This is a genomic window from Pseudomonas sp. 14P5.3.2, from assembly GCF_057799175.1.
Window position 1 is genome coordinate 13,104 of the sequence record NZ_JBYOKU010000057.1, and the last position, 17,901, is coordinate 31,004.

The 17,901-nt window shown below is 61.3% G+C and carries 6 protein-coding genes and 1 pseudogene; 4 read left to right on the plus strand and 3 right to left on the minus strand.

Features of this window, described 5'->3' with window-relative positions; genetic code table 11:
- The first annotated feature begins 375 nt into the window (after positions 1 to 375).
- Together AC27VU_RS27940 and AC27VU_RS27945 are read left to right on the plus strand one after the other, a co-directional pair.
- Positions 376 to 1,269, plus strand: coding sequence for a LysR family transcriptional regulator (locus tag AC27VU_RS27940; RefSeq protein WP_007956593.1), 894 nt, complete (start codon positions 376 to 378; stop codon positions 1,267 to 1,269).
- Between the two features lie 5 nt (positions 1,270 to 1,274).
- Positions 1,275 to 1,868 (plus strand): tRNA-uridine aminocarboxypropyltransferase, encoded by a 594-nt coding sequence (locus tag AC27VU_RS27945; protein WP_103486552.1) that lies wholly within the window; start codon positions 1,275 to 1,277, stop codon positions 1,866 to 1,868.
- A 120-nt stretch (positions 1,869 to 1,988) separates the two neighbouring features.
- On the opposite strand, the gene AC27VU_RS27950 is transcribed toward AC27VU_RS27945, so the two are convergent.
- From AC27VU_RS27950 to AC27VU_RS27960, 3 genes are all read right to left on the minus strand, one after another.
- Complete coding sequence (locus tag AC27VU_RS27950) at positions 1,989 to 3,347, minus strand: HlyD family type I secretion periplasmic adaptor subunit (RefSeq protein WP_003222719.1); 1,359 nt, start codon at positions 3,345 to 3,347, stop codon at positions 1,989 to 1,991.
- 173 nt (positions 3,348 to 3,520) lie between these two features.
- Entirely contained in the window at positions 3,521 to 5,683 is a 2,163-nt protein-coding gene (locus tag AC27VU_RS27955; protein ID WP_488725345.1) for a type I secretion system permease/ATPase, read from the minus strand.
- 157 nt (positions 5,684 to 5,840) lie between these two features.
- Positions 5,841 to 7,205, minus strand: a complete 1,365-nt coding sequence (locus tag AC27VU_RS27960) for a TolC family outer membrane protein (protein WP_103520617.1) — start codon at positions 7,203 to 7,205, stop codon at positions 5,841 to 5,843.
- Between the two features lie 531 nt (positions 7,206 to 7,736).
- Here AC27VU_RS27960 and AC27VU_RS27965 point away from each other — a divergent pair.
- Positions 7,737 to 16,343, plus strand: a complete 8,607-nt coding sequence (locus tag AC27VU_RS27965) for a retention module-containing protein (RefSeq protein ID WP_488725346.1) — start codon at positions 7,737 to 7,739, stop codon at positions 16,341 to 16,343.
- Positions 16,344 to 17,635: 1,292 nt separating this feature from the next.
- A pseudogene (locus tag AC27VU_RS27970) lies at positions 17,636 to 17,901 on the plus strand (DUF6124 family protein); the annotation flags it as partial.

Here is a 17,901-nt window from a genome sequence, read left to right on the forward strand (position 1 = left end):
CCTCATCGTCTTTGTTTTATTTATGTCGGCGCACCGTTGAACACAGGTTCGGACGCCGCTGTGGGGCCGATTCTGCGAAATGTAGTGCGGGGGAAGAATCGCTACGGGCAAAAACTTAGTTCAGATTTTTCTAAACTAATGCTGAGGCTGGAGATAGACTCTTTGGCCATGTATTGATGGCCCTGTGGCGAGGGAGCTTGCTCCCGCTGGGCGGCGAAGCCGACCCAAAACCCCACGACTCAGTACACCTGATCAACTGTATTTGCCGGGTTTGCGACTGCTTCGCAGCCGAGCGGGAGCAAGCTCCCTCGCCACAAGGGATGTGGTGGGGTGCAGCGTTCTATGCACCTGTGATCCTTGTTTGTGGAGTATTTGATGGCCAACGCTTTACCCGACCTGAAACTATTGCGCATCTTCGTCAGCGTGGTCCGGCATCAGGGCTTTGCCAATGCGCAGCAGGAACTCAACCTGTCGACCTCGGCGATCAGCACCTACATGAGCCAGCTCGAAGCCGCGCTCGGTCTGGTGCTGTGCCATCGCGGGCGGGGTGGGTTCAGCCTGACCAGCAAGGGTGAGCTGTTCCATCAGGAAACCCTGCGCCTGCTGGCCGAGCTCGAAGGCTTCGAGCAATACGCCGCCGCGCTCAAGGGCGAACTGCGTGGCACGCTGAATCTCGGGGTGATCGATTCCACGGTCAGCGACAAGGCCTTGCCGTTCGCCGAAGCCATCGGCGCCTACAGCCAGGAACACCCGGCGGTGCATTTGCACCTGTCGGTGATGAGCCCTTACGAACTGCAACTCGGCGTGCAGGACAACCGCCTCGATCTGGCCATCGGTGCCTTCTCCACGCGCATGAGCGGTCTGGTGTACATGCCGCTGTACCGCGAACAGCACTGGCTGTATTGCAGCAGCCGGCATCCGCTGTTCAACGAGCGGCGGATTCCCGAGCAGGTCATCACTCAGCAGCGCATGGTCGGGCGTGGTTACTGGAGTCAGGCGGAGCTGGCGCGCCATGGTTTCAAGCACAGCGCGGCGACCGTGGAAAGTATGGAAGCGCAGCTGATTCTGGTGCTCTCTGGTGCCTACATCGGTTACCTGCCGGAGCACTACGCTCAGGCCTGGGCCGACAAGGGCGACTTGCGCGTGTTGCTGCCGGCGACTTTCGGTTATCAGGCGCCGTTCTCGATGATCATGCGCCGGGGCCGCAGCCGCGAGCCGCTGATCCAGACGTTCCGTGATCTGCTTAAAGCGCAGTTGAATCAGGCGTAAAGACCATGTCCAGACCCCAATGCCCGCGCTGCCTGCGCCCACAAACCCATTGCCTGTGCCCGCTGATCCCGAGCCTCGATAGCCGCACCCGGGTGTTGCTGTTGCAGCATCCGAGCGAGGTCAATCACGCGCTCAACACCGCGCGATTGGCGGCGTTGGGTTTGACCAATGCCGAGCTGATCGTGGGGGAAGTCTTCGAGGATTTACCCGCGCTGCTCAACCGGCCGGGGTATCAGGCGCGGTTGCTGTTTCCCGCCGACGATGCGCAGCCGTTGCAGGCTTATCGCGAGTCTGACCAACCGCTGCTGTTGGTGGTGCCGGACGGCACCTGGCGCAAGGCGCGCAAGATGCTCCATCTCAACCCGCTGCTGGCGGCGTTGCCACGGGTGACGCTGGCCGCGGGCGGGGTGTCGCGCTATCGGTTGCGCAAGGCACCGGGGCCGGGGGCGTTGTCGACGATCGAGGCGATTGTGCAGGCGCTGGAAACTCTTGAAGCGCCGACGACATTTGCGCCTTTGCTCAAACCGTTCGAGGCGTTGATCGAGGGGCAGATTGCGGCGATGGGGGAGGAGGTTTTTCAGCGCAATCATTCAAAATAATGGGTGTTGGTGCGGGCCTCTTCGCGAGCAAGCCCGCTCCCACAGGGGGAATGCATTCCAACTGTGGAGCGGGCTTGCTCGCGAAGGCGTTGGATCAATCACCGCAACTCTCAACAATGCCTACCGCTCACGCATCGCCTCAGTCCGGGCTTTGAGCACCGGTTTGAGCAGGTAATCCAGCACACTTTTCTCCCCGGTAATAATGTCCACCGTCGCCACCATCCCCGGGATGATCAGCAGCGGTTTCACATCGCCGCCCAAATGGTTTTTATCGGTGCGCACCTGAATCAGGTAGAAGCTGTTGCCCTTGTCATCGGTGATAGTGTCGGCGCCGATCAGCTCCAGTTTCGCGCTCAGCCCGCCGTAGATCGTGTAGTCGTAAGCGCTGAACTTGACCATGGCCTTCTGGCCCGGGTGCAGGAACGCGACGTCTTGCGGACGGACCTTGGCTTCGATCAGCAGGTTGTCTTCCAGCGGCACGATTTCCACCATGTCGCTGCCCGGCTGCACCACGCCGCCGATGGTGTTGACCTTGAGTTGCTTGATCACCCCGTGTACTGGCGAAGTCACGGTGGTGCGGCTGACCCGGTCGTCAATGGCGATGCTCGACGCGGTGATTTTCGACAGGTCGGTGCGTTTCTGATTGAGGTCCTTGGCAGCGTCGGAACGGAAAGTCTGTTCCGATTCGTCGATCTTGCTCTTGATCTCGTTGATTGCCGATTCGGCGCGAGGGATCGCCAGGGTCGTCGCATTCAGCGAACCGCGAATCTCCACCGCGCTGCGCTTGAGTCGCAAGATCTCCACCGGCGATACGGCGCCAGTGCCGACCAGCGGCGCCGACATGTTCATCTCTTGCTGCAGCAGTGCAAGGCTGGAGCTGTACTGACCCTGTTTGGAGCGGAACTCCGCCAGTTCCTGGGTCTTCTGCCGCAGCTGTTCGGTGAGGGTGCGTTGCTCACTGGCCAGACGCCGTTGGCGCTGGTCGTACAGCGCGCGCTCGTCTTCGGCGACCTGTGGCGCCTTGGCGATCACCTCGTCAGACAGTTTGAACGGACGGCCCTCGGCTTCGGCGGAAAGGCGCTCGACTTGCGCGGTCAGCGCGTAACGGTCGGCCTCGCTCTCACCTTTGTTCGACAGGAAACGCGTGTCATCCAGGCGCAACAGCTTGTCGCCCTTGTTCACCATCTGCCCTTCACGCACAAAAATCTCTGTGACGATCCCGCCCTCCAGGTTCTGGATCACCTGGACCTTGCTTGACGGAATCGCCTTGCCTTCGCCCATGGTCACTTCTTCAAGCACGGCGAACTTGGCCCAGACCAGCGCACTGATCAGCAGCGCCGCCGCCAGCCACACGGTGATCCGCGACCAGCGCGGCGAATCCTGCAATGCAGCGCCGGCGGTTTCCGGCATGAACTCGGCTTCGGCGCTTTTGCCGAAACTGTTGAAGTAGCCGCGCTCTTTCGAAGATGAAGCTGACATGCGGCGATACCCCTCAATCAAGAGAAACCAAGCCAACGCGAACCTGTGGCGAGGGAGCTTGCTCCCGCTGGGTTGCGCAGCAGCCCCAAAAATCTTGTGGGCGCTGCGCACCCAAGCGGGAGCAAGCTCCCTCGCCACAGACAGTAGGTGGCCAAAGGTTTGTGTTGCATCGACTAAACCGCAGCCGAGCCGACGCGGCCCTTGCGCAGTGCATCGATGACCGCTTCTTTCGGGCCGTCAGCGACGACCCGGCCGTTGTCCAGTACCAGCAGCCGGTCCACCAGACTCAGCATCGAGGTGCGGTGGGTGACCAGCAGCAGCGTCTTGCCTTGCACCCAGCCGTGGAGCTTCTGGCGCAGCAGGTCTTCGCTGCTGTTGTCCATGGCGCTGGTGGGTTCGTCGAGCAGCATGATCGGTGGGTCGAGCAGCAATGCCCGTGCGAGTAAAACGGCCTGACGCTGGCCACCGGAGAGTAACTGCCCACGCTCGCCCACTGGCCGGTCGAACCCTTGCGGATGCTGGCGGGCCAGTTCAGTGACGCCGGTCAGCTCGGCAACTTCGAGCATGCGTGAATCGCTGATGTAGCGGGCGCCGAGGGTCAGGTTGTCGCGCAGGCTGCCGGCCAAAAGCGGCAGGTCGTGGGCGACGTAACCGATCTGCTGGCGCAGGTCGGCGACATCCAGTTGCCGCAGGTCGAGGCCGTCGAGCAGCAACTGGCCTTCCTCGGGTTCATAGAAGCCCATCACCAGCCGCGCCAGGGTGCTTTTGCCCGAGCCGCTGCGGCCGATGATGCCGATCCGCTCGCCGGGTTTCATGCTGAAGCTGACGTTGCTCAGCGCCGGCGCGTTCTGGCCGTTGTAGTGAAAGGTCACGCCGCTGACGTCCAGCGCACCTTGCAGTTGCGTGCGTTCCAGTGGCCGCTGCTTGCCGTCGCGTTCCTGCGGCAGGCCCATCAGCGCGTCGGTGCTTTTCATGGTCAGTTGCGCTTGCTGGTAGCGGGTGATCAGCCCGGCGATCTGCCCCAGCGGCGCGAGTACGCGGCTGCCGAGCATGTAGCTGGCGACCAGCGCACCGACGCTGAGGTTGCCGGCGATGATGCTGTAGACCCCGGCAACAATCGTCGCCATCCCGGAAAACTGTTGGATGAACAGCGTGCCGTTGGTCGCCAATGCCGAGAGGTTGCGTGCGTGGCTGTCGAGGCGGGTGAGGGCGCCGTGGGTGCTTTCCCATTTGTGCTGGCGCTCGCTTTCGGCGCCGCAGGCCTTGAGGGTTTCCAGACCACCGAGGGTTTCGATCAGCAGCGCCTGCCGTTCCGCACCCAGGCTCAGACTCTTTTGCACGGTGTCGCGCAGGCGCGCCTGAATCACCATGGCGAAGATGATCGTGATCGGAAACGCCAGCAGCGGAATCACCACCAGCCAGCCACCGAGCAGACCGATCACCACCAGCATCAACACCACGAAGGGCAGGTCGATCAGGCTGGTCAGGGTCACGGCGGTGAGGAATTCGCGCAGGCCCTGAAAGTCATGAATGCTCTGGGCGAAACCGCCGATGGTCGCCGGCCGCGCCTTCATCGCCATGCCGGTGATGCGTTCAAATAAAGTCGCGGAAAGAATCACATCGGTTTTCTTGCCGGCGGTATCGAGCAAGTGCGCGCGCACTACCCGCAGCACCAGTTCGAAACCGGTGCCGATCAGCAAACCGATCGCCAACACCCACAGGGTCGACGTAGCCTGATTCGGCACCACGCGGTCGTAGGTCTGCATCACGAACAGCGGCACCATCAGACCTAAAAGGTTGATCAGAAAACTGGCGAGGATCGCATCGCTGTACAGCCATTTCGACAGCTTGAGGGTGTCGCGAAACCAGGCGTGGACCCGTGGCACCAGCGGTGAGCGCAAGTCTTCGAGTTCGTGGCGCGGACGGGCGAACAAGGCCTGGCCGCTGTAGTGTTCGGCGAGTTCTTCGCGCTGGACCCATTGCTCGCCGCCATCGGCTTCGCTGGGCAGGATCAGCGCCTTGCCGTCGTCGCCGAAACGCCGCAATACGGCGGTACGCCCATCCTTGAGCAGCAACAGGATCGGCAGATTCAGCGCAGAAATATCCTTTAGCTCGCGGCGCAACAGACGCGCCTGCAACCCGGCCCGGGCCGCTGCGCGGGGCAGCAGATCCAGGCTCAGGCGTTGCTTGTTCAGGGGCAGCCCGGCGCTCAGGCTGGCGCGACTCACCGTCGCGCCATGCAGTTTGCAGAGGATCAACAGACCGTCGAGTAACGGGTCATCGAAGCTCAGCCGCGGATCGATCCCGGTGTTACCGCCTTCGGCCATGCTAGTCATATTGATCGCCCCTGTAATGACTGGTCCAACCTTGTGGCGAGGGAGCTTGCTCCCGCTTGAGTGCGCAGCACTCACAAAATCTTCATCGTTGAACGTTTTTGGGGTCGCTGCGCAACCCAGCGGGAGCAAGCTCCCTCGCCACAATGGATCGTGGGACTTACTTCAGTTCGGGCAGGCGTGCTTCATTCTTCACATCGGTTGCGGCTATCGCATCGGCCGGCAGCACCACCCGTTGCTTGCTCAGCAACTGGCCCATGTTCGCCAGTACGCGGTACATCGAATATTCCTCGGTGTAGCGGATTTCGGTGTAGCGACGGTTGGCGTTGTAGAGCTCGTTTTCACTGTCGAGCAAGTCGAGCAGGGTACGTTGGCCCAGACCGAACTGATCCTGATACGCCGCGCGCACACGTTTGGTGGTCTCGGCGTATTCACGGGCGGTCGGGGTCTGTTTCTTCGCGTTGACCATGGCGTTCCACGCCAGGTGGATGTTCTCGTTCAACTGCCGCAGGGCGTTGTTGCGAATGTCCATTGCCTGATTGATCTGGTGCGCATCGGACGCCAGCCGGGCTTTGTCGCTGCCGCCGCGGAACAGGTTGTAGTTCATGATCACGCCCACGCGCCATTCGTTGTCGTGGCCTTCATCACCTTGCACGTTGTTGTTCGCGCCCACCGCCGCCTCTGCATCGAAACGTGGATAGAACGGCGACTTGGCGACTTCGTACTGGCTCTCGGCCGACTGCACGTCAGCCTGGGCGGATTTCAGATACGGGTTGTTCTCGACCATGCTCTGCTGGGCTTCCGGCAGGCTGGTGGGGATTTCACCCCGGGTCGACGGTGGCGCTTCGAGCTCATCGGGCATGCGCCCGACCACGGCGTAGAAGTTCGATTCGGCGTCGGCCAGATCGACTTCGGCGGTGTCGAGGTTGTTCTCCGCCAACGCTTTACGGGCAACCGACTGATCGGAGTCGGCGGTGCTGCCGATACCGCGCTGGGTGCGCAGGCCGATCTGATCGTTGACGCGCAAGTGCGCTTGCAGGTTGTTCTTGGCCAGGGTCACCAGTTCGCGGCGCTTGAGCACTTCGAGGTAGACCTCAATGGTGCGCAGGGCCAGATCCTGGGCGGTGCCTTGCGCGTAATAGGCGCGCGAGTTGGACACGCCCTTGGTGCGCTCGACCTCGTTGGCGGTGTTGAAACCGTCGAACAGCATCTGCCGCAAGCGTAATTCGGACTGGGTGTAGTTGAGGATTTCGGTGTTGTGACCGCTGGGAGTCAATGCCCGCGTATTGGTGTTGTCGCTGTAGCCGCGACCGTAAGCAGCGTTCAAATCCACGGACGGATAAAAGCCGCCCTTGGCCACTTTCACCTGCTCGTCGGCAGACAGTTTGGCGTCCACGCGCGAGGCGAGCTCAGGGTGGGTGGCGATGGTGCTTTGTATCGCGTCGGTCAGGTTCATGGCCTGAGCTTGGGAAGTGCAAGCCATGGCCAGCAAAACCGCGCTGCAGAGGGGGGTTAAAACGCGCATGGGTGCATCTCCCTGGTCCTGATGGTGTGTTACTGTCGCCAAATATTTGACGATATTTTAAGGTTTAAGCGTTTCACTCTTGTAACAACAGAGCTAAGAACATCCTGAAGCGTAGCTAAGAAAAAATTTTCATAAGGGTTATGCCAAAAAAAACTTATGCGCTGCGACAAATCCGGGACATTGTTCAGGACGAAAGCCTTTGTTTTCCGCGCATCAGGGTGCACGGAAAGGCTTGAGGAAAGTTCCATTCACTTTGCGACATACGGCGAAGTAATGCTGAAGGGGAGGGACGCGTAGCGGCAGATGAGCGACATTTTTTTGTCACTCGGGTGATTCACCACCGTTACGTAGCGTTAGTGGGTTTGCTGCATTGATCAGGAGTTCTAAGTGCTTGATCGCACTGAAGTTTCCTTGCTTGCGCTACCTGCGAAACGAACTGCCGAGGTGTGAGCGTCACCCCGGCAACCCGATTGAGCCATGGGCTGCTTCGCGAACCAGTGCCGACGGTGGTCGGCAGCGGAGGAAATTCACATGGCAACGCTCATCGGGATCGTCACTAAAGTCATTGGTCAGGTTTTTGCGCAGGGCACCGACGGCACTCGCCGCGCCCTGGTCGAGGGCGATCGCCTGTTTGCCGGCGATCAAGTGATCACCGGGGCAGAAGGCGCCGTCGCCGTTCATCTGCAAAATGGCCACGAGTTGACCCTGGGCCGCGACAGCAGCATGGTCATGTCCGGGCAATTGCTGGCCAATCAGGCGCCGCATGTCGATTCGCCAGAAGCGCTGACCCCGACCGAAGCGCAATTGACCGACGTTGAGCAAATCCAGAAAGCCATCGCCGCCGGTGAAGACCCGACCAAAGCCGCCGAAGCGACTGCTGCCGGGCCGAATGCGCCAACGGGTGTACCGGGGGAACTGGGTGGTGGCCACAGTTTTGTGTTGCTGACGGAAGTCGGCGGACGCGTCGATCCGCGAATCGGTTTCCCCACCGCCGGTTTCAACGGGATTCCCGAGTTTCCCCTGGAACGGCACTACATCGTCGATAACAACGGCGACAACACTCCGGCGCCAGTGGTGCCGCCAGCGGTGAATAATCCGGTGACGCTCAGTGGCCTGTCGGTGCCGGGCGGTGAACTGACCGTCAACGAAGCCAATCTGCCCGACGGCTCTGCCGCCAACCCCGTTGCGCTGATTCAAAGCGGCAGCTTTACCGTGAGCGCCCCGGACGGTCTGAGCAGCCTGAACATCGGCGGCATCAACGTGATCAGCGGTGGCGTGGCCGTCGGTTTTCCGCAGTCGATCACCACCCAGTTGGGCAACACCCTGACCATCACCGGTTACAACGCGAGCACCGGCGTGGTCAGTTACAGCTACACCCTCAATGGCAATGACGCCCATCCGGCCGGTGGCGGCGCCAACAGCCTGAGCGAGCATTTCACCGTGACGGCGGGTGACAGCAATGGCGACAGCGCCACCGGCTCGCTCGACGTCAACATCATCGACGACGTGCCCCGAGCGGTGAATGACAGCAACACCGGCACCGCGTCGGAAACCAATCTGACGCTGACCGGCAACGTGCTGACCAATGACGTACAAGGTGCTGACCGCGTCGCTGGCGGGCCGGTCACCCCCGGTACTTTCACGGGAACCTACGGCACTTTGGTGCTGCACGCCGATGGCACTTACACCTACACCCTGAACACCAGCGACGCCGATTTCAAAAACCTGCACGGTGGTGGCAACGGTACTGAAACGTTCGCCTACACCATCACCGATTCCGACGGTGACAGCAGCACCGCGAATCTGGTGCTGCAGATCCACAACAACGACGATCCGGTGACGATCAATAACGGTATCAATGGCGGCGTGCTGACCGTGAATGAGGCCAATCTCGGCAGCGGCAGTGCGCCCGATGCAGCGGCGTTGACGCAAAACGGCAGCCTCACCATCACCGCGCCGGACGGCGTCACCACGCTGATGGTGGGCGGTATCGCCGTGGTCACCAATGGCGTGGCCGCAGGCTTCCCGCAATCGATCACGACGCCTTTGGGCAGCACGCTGACCGTCACCGGATTCAACGCGGCGACCGGCGTTCTCACCTACAGCTACACCCTCAATCACAACGACGCGCACCCGACCGGCAATGGCGCCAACACATTGCCCGAACAGTTTGCCGTGACGGTGACGGACGACAACGGCAGCACCGCCAATACCACCATCAGCGCGAACATCATTGACGACGTGCCCAAAGCCGTCGATGACAGCAACACTGGTACTGCCTCGGAAACCAATCTGACCCTGACCGGCAACGTGCTGACCAACGACGTGCAGGGTGCTGACCGTGTACCCACCGGCCCCGTCACTGCTGGCACCTTCACTGGCACTTACGGCTCGCTTGAACTGCACTCCGATGGCACTTACACCTACACGCTGAACCCGACCGATGCCGATTTCAAAAACCTGCATGGCGGCGGCAATGGTACTGAAACGTTCACCTACACCATCACCGATTCGGACGGTGATACCAGCACTGCGAACCTCGTCCTGCAGATCCACAACAACGACGATCCGGTGGTCATCAGCGGCCTGGATGTGAACGGCGGCGAACTCACCGTTTACGAAAAAAACCTAAGTACCGGTAGCGCTCCTGACGCTAATGCACTGACCCAAAGCGGCACCTTCACGATCACCGCTTTGGACGGCGTGACAACGCTCACTGTCGGCGGCATCGCGGTGGTCACCAACGGTGTGGCCGCAGGCTTCCCGCAATCGGTCACCACGCCATTGGGCAGCACGCTGACCATCACTGGTTTCAACGCGGCCACCGGTGTTGTCAGCTACAGCTACACCCTCGACCACAACGACGCCCATCCAACCGGCAATGGCGCAAACAACCTGCCGGAACAGTTCGCCGTCACGGTGGTGGACGACAACGGCACCACCGCCAACGCCACCCTCGACGTCAACGTGATCGACGACGTGCCCAAAGCGGTGAACGATGCCAACACCGGCACCGCTTCGGAAACCAATCTGACCCTGACCGGAAATGTCCTGACCAACGACGTGCAGGGTGCTGACCGTGTTCCGACCGGCCCAGTGACTGCCGGTACTTTCAACGGCACTTACGGCACCCTGGAACTGCACACTGACGGCACCTACACCTACACGCTCAATCCCACCGACGCCGACTTCAAAAACCTGCACGGCGGAGGCAATGGCACCGAAACCTTCACCTACACCATCACCGATTCCGACGGCGATACCAGCACCGCAAACCTCGTCCTGCAGATCCACAACAACGACGATCCGGTGGTCATCAGCGGCCTCGACGTAAACGGCGGCGAGCTGACGGTTTACGAAAAAAACCTAAGCACCGGTAGTGCTCCTGATGCCAACGCGCTGACCCAAAGCGGCACCTTCACCATCACCGCTTTGGACGGCGTGACAACGCTCACCGTCGGCGGCATTGCCGTGGTCACCAATGGCGTAGCCGCAGGCTTCCCGCAATCCGTCACCACACCGCTGGGCAGCACGCTGACCATCACCGGTTTCAACGCGGCCACCGGTGTTGTCAGCTACAGCTACACCCTCGACCACAACGACGCGCACCCAACCGCCAACGGCGCGAACAACCTGCCCGAGCAGTTCGCCGTCACCGTGGTCGATGACAACGGCACCACCGCCAACGCAACCCTCGACGTCAACATCATCGACGACCTGCCGAAAGCGGTGAACGACAGCAATACCGGCACCGCCTCGGAAACCAACCTCACGCTGACCGGCAATGTGCTGACTAACGACGTGCAGGGCGCCGACCGCGTACCCACCGGCCCCGTGACTGCCGGGACTTTCAACGGCACTTACGGCACCCTGGAACTGCACACTGACGGCACCTACACCTACACGCTCAACCCGACCGACGCCGACTTCAAAAACCTGCACGGCGGCGGCAATGGTACTGAAACGTTCACCTACACCATCACCGACTCCGATGGCGATACCAGCACCGCAAACCTCGTCCTGCAGATCCACAACAACGACGATCCCGTGGTTATCACCGGCCTCGACGTAAACGGCGGCGAACTCACCGTTTACGAAAAAAACCTCAGCACCGGCAGCGCTCCTGACGCCAACGCGCTGACCCAAAGCGGCACCTTCACCATTACCGCTCTGGACGGCGTCACCACGCTGACCGTCGGTGGTATCGCCGTGGTCACCAACGGCGTGGCCGCAGGCTTCCCGCAATCAGTCACCACGCCATTGGGCAGCACGCTCACCATCACCGGTTTCAACGCAACGACCGGCGTGGTCAGCTACAGCTACACCCTCGACCACAACGACGCGCACCCAACCGGCAACGGTGCGAACAACCTGCCCGAGCAGTTCGCCGTCACCGTGGTCGACGACAACGGCACCACCGCCAACGCGACCCTCGACGTCAACGTGATCGACGACGTGCCCAAAGCCGTCAACGACAGCAATGCCAACACTGCGTCAGAAACCAACCTGACCCTGACCGGCAACGTTCTTACCAATGATGTACAAGGCGCTGACCGCGTACCCACCGGCCCAGTGACTGCCGGGACTTTCACCGGCACTTACGGCACTCTCGAACTGCACACCGACGGCACTTATACCTACACGCTCAACCCAACCGACGCCGACTTCAAAAACCTGCACGGCGGCGGTAACGGCACGGAAAATTTCACCTACACCATCACCGACTCGGACGGCGATACCAGCACCGCGAACCTCGTCCTGCAGATCCACAACAACGACGATCCCGTGGTCATCAGCGGTTTGGATGTGAACGGCGGCGAACTCACCGTCTACGAAAAAAACCTCAGCACCGGCAGTGCTCCTGATGCCAACGCGCTGACTCAAAGCGGCACCTTCACTATCACCGCACTCGATGGCGTGACCACGCTGACTGTCGGCGGCATCGCGGTGGTCACCAACGGCGTGGCCGCAGGCTTCCCGCAGTCGGTCACCACCCCGCTGGGCAGCACGCTGACCATCACCGGTTTCAACGCAACGACAGGCGTGGTCAGCTATAGCTACACCCTCGACCACAATGACGCGCACCCAACCGGTAACGGCGCAAACAGCCTGCCGGAACAGTTCGCCGTCACCGTGGTGGACGACAACGGCACCACCGCCAACGCCACCCTCGATGTGAACATCATCGACGACCTGCCAAAAGCGGTGAACGACAGCAATGCCAACACTGCGTCAGAAACCAATCTGACCCTGACCGGCAACGTGCTGACCAACGACTTACAAGGCGCCGACCGAGTACCCACCGGCCCCGTCACCGCTGGCACCTTCACCGGCACTTACGGTTCGCTCGAACTGCACACCGACGGCACTTACACCTACACGCTCAACCCCACCGATGCCGATTTCAAAAACCTGCACGGCGGCGGCAATGGCACCGAAACCTTCACCTACACCATCACCGATTCGGACGGTGATACCAGCACTGCGAACCTCGTCCTGCAGATCCACAACAATGACGATCCGGTGATCCTCAACGGTCTCGACGTCAACGGCGGCGAACTCACTGTCTACGAAAAAAACCTTGGCAACGGCAGTGCGCCGGACGCCACGGCACTGACCCAAAGCGGCACTTTCACCGTGACTGCGCTCGACGGTCTGCAAACCCTGACTGTCGGCGGTGTTGCCGTGGTCACCAATGGTGTGGCCGCAGGCTTCCCGCAGTCGGTCACCACGCCGCTGGGCAGTACGCTGACCATCTCCGGCTATAACCCGACCACGGGTGTCGTGACCTATAGCTATACCCTGGTGCATAACGACGCACACCCGACCGGCAACGGCGCCAACAGCCTCACCGAGAATTTCAACGTGGTCGCCACCGATGGCGACGGCAGCACGGCGTCGGGGCAGATCAACGTCAACATCATCGACGACTTGCCGACCGCCAAGGCCGACACCGGCTCGGTGACGGAGGGTGGCACGGTCAACATCAGCGTGCTCGGTAACGACGTCACCGGTGCCGACGGCGCAGCGGCGGGTGGGGCAGTAGTCGGCGTGCGCGCTGGCAGCAATACCGCTACCTCGGCGATCGGCGGCCTCAACAGCAACATCAATGGCACCTACGGCTACCTGACCCTGGACGCGGCGGGCAACGCCGTTTACCACAGCAACCCGAACTCGGTGAGCCCGCCGGGCGCCACCGATACGTTCACCTACACCATCCGCGATGGCGACGGTGACGAAAGCACCACCACCATCACCATCAACGTTGCCGACAGCAAACTCGTGGCGTCGGTGGATCAGGACGTCACGGTCTACGAAAAAGCCCTCGACCTGACCAAGGACGGCCAGGATCTGGCCCCCGGCACGGTCACCGGCAGCGATCCGACCAGCACCGGCGAAACCGCCACCGGCACACTGGTTGGTGCAGTCACCGGTGGCAGTGGCGCGATCACGTACACGTTGGTCGGCAGTTCAACCGGCCAGTACGGGCAGATCCAGCTCAACGCCGACGGCACGTACACCTACACCCTGACCTCGGCGCCGAAAACCACGCCAAGCGCCAACGATGGGGCCAACACCCTCAGCGAAAGTTTCACCTACAAAGCCACCGATGCCTTGGGCAACAGCACCACCAGCACCATCGTGGTCAACATCGTCGATGACGTGCCCAAAGCCGTGCCGTCGGATCGCTCGGTGGCGGCGGTAGAGATCGACTCCAACATCCTCATCGTCCTCGACATTTCCGGCAGCATGGCCGACGCGTCCGGCGTGCCGGGCCTGTCGCGCCTGGCGTTGGCCAAACAGGCGATCAGCGCCTTGCTCGACAAATATGACGACCTCGGCGATGTGAAAGTGCAACTGGTGACCTTCAGCAGCAGCGCCACTGACCGCACCTCGGTGTGGGTCGATGTGGCCACCGCCAAAACCCTGCTGGCCGGCCTCACCGCCGGCGGCGGCACCAACTACGACGCCGCCGTGGCGGCGATGCAGACCGCGTTCAACACCGCCGGCAAACAGGACGGTGCGCAGAACATCGGTTACTTCTTCTCCGACGGTAAACCCACCGCCGGCCAGGAAATCGGCAGCGCCGACGAGACCGCACTCAAAGCCTTCCTTGATGCCAACAACATCAAGAACTACGCCATCGGCCTGGGCAGCGGCGTGAGCAACGCCAACCTCGATCCATTGGCCTATGACGGCATCAGCCACACCGACACCAATGCGGTGGTGGTCACCGACCTCAATCAGCTCAACTCGGTGTTGTCGGGCACCGTAGTTGGCGCGCCGGTCACCGGCTCTCTGCTGGGTGACACGGGCACCTTCGGCGCCGATGGTGGTTTCATCAAATCCATAGTGGTCGATGGCACCACGTACACCTATGACCCGAAAGCCAACGGCGGCCAAGGTTCGTTGGTCGCGAGCGGTGGCACCAACCACGGCACCTTCGACACCACGACCAACACCCTGAGCGTCGCCACCAACAACAGCGGCACGCTGCAGATCAACCTCGACACTGGCGATTACACCTACATCTCACAGAAAACCACGACCACCGTGATCACCGAGAACATCGGTTTCACCCTCAGCGACAACGACGGCGACCTCGCCAGCTCGACGCTGACCGTGAAAGTGATCCCCAACTCGCCACCCGTGGCGGTCGACGACCATGTCATCACCAACGTGCTGTCGAGCACGGTCACGGTGCCGGGCGAGTTGTTGCTGGCCAACGACAGCGACCCGGACGGCGATCCGCTGACTGCATCGCCAACCACCTTCAACACCGGTTGGGCGGCCAAGGGTGCGGACTTCACCGGCACCGGCGCGATCAACTTCGCCGGCACCGGCAACACCGCCGCCAACCAGAACCTGGCCGACGTGCGCAGCGCCTTCACTGCTAATGCCACGGCGATGACCGCAGTGCTGGTGGTCAGCGGCTACCTCGGCGCGGTGACCACCGCCAACGCCAACGATGAAGACCTGATCACCGTCAAACTGAAAAGTGGCGAAACCCTCAACCTGGATCACAACCTGGCGGCCGGGCACATCACCATGGAGTACTCGGTGAATGGCGGCGCGTTCGTCAGCATCGCCGACGGCGGCACCATCACCGCCAGCGCCGACGGCACCTACCAGATTCACGTCACCAACATCACCAACACCAGCGGCAGCAACCCGACGGCGGCGGAAAATTACCAACTGACCATGACGGTCAACTACGCCGGCGCCCACGACGTGACGCCAGACTTCAACGGCACCTACACCGCCAACGACAACCATGGCGGCAGCGACACGGCCAACGTCAGCATCACTTATCAGGACGGTCATACGCTCACCGGTACGTCGGGGGATGACATTCTGGTGGCCGGCACCGGCAACAACATCCTTAACGGTGGTGACGGCAATGATGTGCTCAGCGGCGGTTCAGGCAACAACGAAATGCACGGCGGCGCCGGCAACGACTTGCTCTACAGCGGCCCGGGCAACGACATCCTCGATGGCGGTACCGGCATCGACACCGTGAGCTATGCGCATGCGACGGCCGGGGTCACGGTCAACCTGAGCCTGCTCGTGCCGCAAAACACCATCGGCGCTGGCATCGACACCATTACCAACGTCGAAAATCTCATCGGTTCGAACTTCAATGACACCCTGACCGGTGACAACAATAACAACGTGATCAACGGCGGTCTGGGCAACGACATCCTCAACGGTGGCGGTGGCGATGACCTGCTGATCGGCGGCATGGGCAACAACACCCTGACCGGCGGGCCGGGCGCGGACACCTTCCAGTACCTCAAGGGCAACAGTGGCCACGACACCATCACCGATTTCACCCCCGGCACCGACAAGCTCGACCTGTCGCAACTGCTGCAAGGTGAAAACAGCACCACCGCATCGCTCGACGACTACCTGCACTTCACCGTCACCGGCAGCGGCGCCTCGGTGCTGACCAGCATCAATGTCAGTGCCATCGCCGGCGCCACGCCGAACCAGACCATCGACCTGGCCGGTGTCAACCTCGCCAGCCACTACGGTGTAACGCCGGGGGCGGGCGGGGTGGTTGCTGGTGGGCATGACACGGCGACGATCATCAGCGGCATGCTCAATGATCATTCGTTGAAGGTGGACACGGTGTGATCGAGGCCTGAAACGACAAAACCCGCCGTTCCGATCAGTCGGGACGGCGGGCTTTTTCTGTCTGGAGAACTGTGTTGCCAGTGAGCCAGCCTTCGCGAGCAGGCTCGCTCCCACATTGGATTCATGCTGCTCACCATTTTGTGAACAACAAAGCTCCCCGTGGGAGCGAGCCTGCTCGCGAAAGCGGCCTACCAGTCGACCAATCCCTAACTGAATGCACTCGGTCACATGGTGGGAGCTGGCTTGCCAGCGATGGCGGCCTACGAGCCGACCAATCCCCAACTGAATGCACTCAATCCAACTGTGGGAGCGAGCCTGCTCGCGAAAGCGGCCTACCAGTCGACCAATCCCTGACTGAATGCTCTCGGTCAAATTGTGGGAGCTGGCTTGCCAGCGATGGCGGTCTGACGGCCGACCAATATCTAACTGAATGCACCCAATCCAATTGTGGGAGCCAGCCTACGAGCCGACCAATCCCTAACTGAATGCTCTCGGTCAAATTGTGGGAGCTGGCTTGCCAGCGATGGCGGCCTACGAGCCGACCAATCCCCACTGAATGCACCCAATCCAATTGTGGGAGCCAGCCTGCTGGCGATGGCGGCCTATGAGCCGACCAATCCCTGACGGAATGCTCTCGGTCAAATTGTGGGAGCTGGCTTGCCAGCGATGGCGGCCTACGAGCCGACCAATCCCCAACTGAATGCACTCAATCCAATTGTGGGAGCCAGCCTGCTGGCGATGGCGGCCTATGAGCCGACCAATCCCTGACTGAATGCACTCGATCAAATTGTGGGAGCCAGCCTGCTGGCGATGACGGCCTACGAGCCGACCAATCCCCAACTGAATGCACTCATTCCAACTGTGGGAGCGGGCTTGCTCGCGAATGCGACCAGCCAGACAACATCAAAACAACAGAGCAGACCCGCACATAAACGCACCCCGCAAGCACGTTTAAAGTACACGAACCGTTACGCCATAACGGCTACAACGCCTTGCGCCGTTACCTACGCGTACGCCAGAATCCGCCGGCTTACACGGCTATGCGTCGGGCTTATCGTTTCCCTGTCACTGCAAATCAGTGATCGGGTTTGGTAGCCCATTTCGGTACGGTCGTATGGCATCACCTTATGCAGCCTCTCTTTTGCGGCTCAGCTTTATATGGTGGACATGCGTGGGGCTCACTCGTGAGCGCCGGGTTCCGTATCGACCGGTCTACCAACCCGCGCATGGCCGCCACCCATCGTTTGGTAGCGAGGGTGATGGCTCCTATTTCTCGATACGGAGTTTCATCCATGTTCAAAGCCACACCCAACCCCCCGGACGTCGATCCAATCCCATACGACCCTGCCCTCGACCCGCAGAAGATAAAAGCGGCGACCGAACGCGCCCTCGACCACTACCTCGCGCCCTCGCACATCATGGCGACGCCATACCCCCCCCCAGCAGCATGTTCCTGGTCAACCCGCAAACCGACACCGAATCCCTGCTGGCCAACGCCTGCGAATCCCTGGCCTCGGCCACGGTCATGCTCGGTGACTTCGCCGGAATGCTGGAAGGA

Excerpts from the sequence above, each read along its gene's own strand:
- AC27VU_RS27955 (WP_488725345.1), bottom strand. The coding sequence starts at position 5,683 with ATGACTAGCATGGCCGAAGGCGGTAACACCGGGATCGATCCGCGGCTG.
- AC27VU_RS27940 (WP_007956593.1), top strand. The coding sequence starts at position 376 with ATGGCCAACGCTTTACCCGACCTGAAACTATTGCGCATCTTCGTCAGC.
- AC27VU_RS27960 (WP_103520617.1), bottom strand. The coding sequence starts at position 7,205 with ATGCGCGTTTTAACCCCCCTCTGCAGCGCGGTTTTGCTGGCCATGGCT.
- AC27VU_RS27945 (WP_103486552.1), top strand. The coding sequence starts at position 1,275 with ATGTCCAGACCCCAATGCCCGCGCTGCCTGCGCCCACAAACCCATTGC.
- AC27VU_RS27950 (WP_003222719.1), bottom strand. The coding sequence starts at position 3,347 with ATGTCAGCTTCATCTTCGAAAGAGCGCGGCTACTTCAACAGTTTCGGC.
- AC27VU_RS27965 (WP_488725346.1), top strand. The coding sequence starts at position 7,737 with ATGGCAACGCTCATCGGGATCGTCACTAAAGTCATTGGTCAGGTTTTT.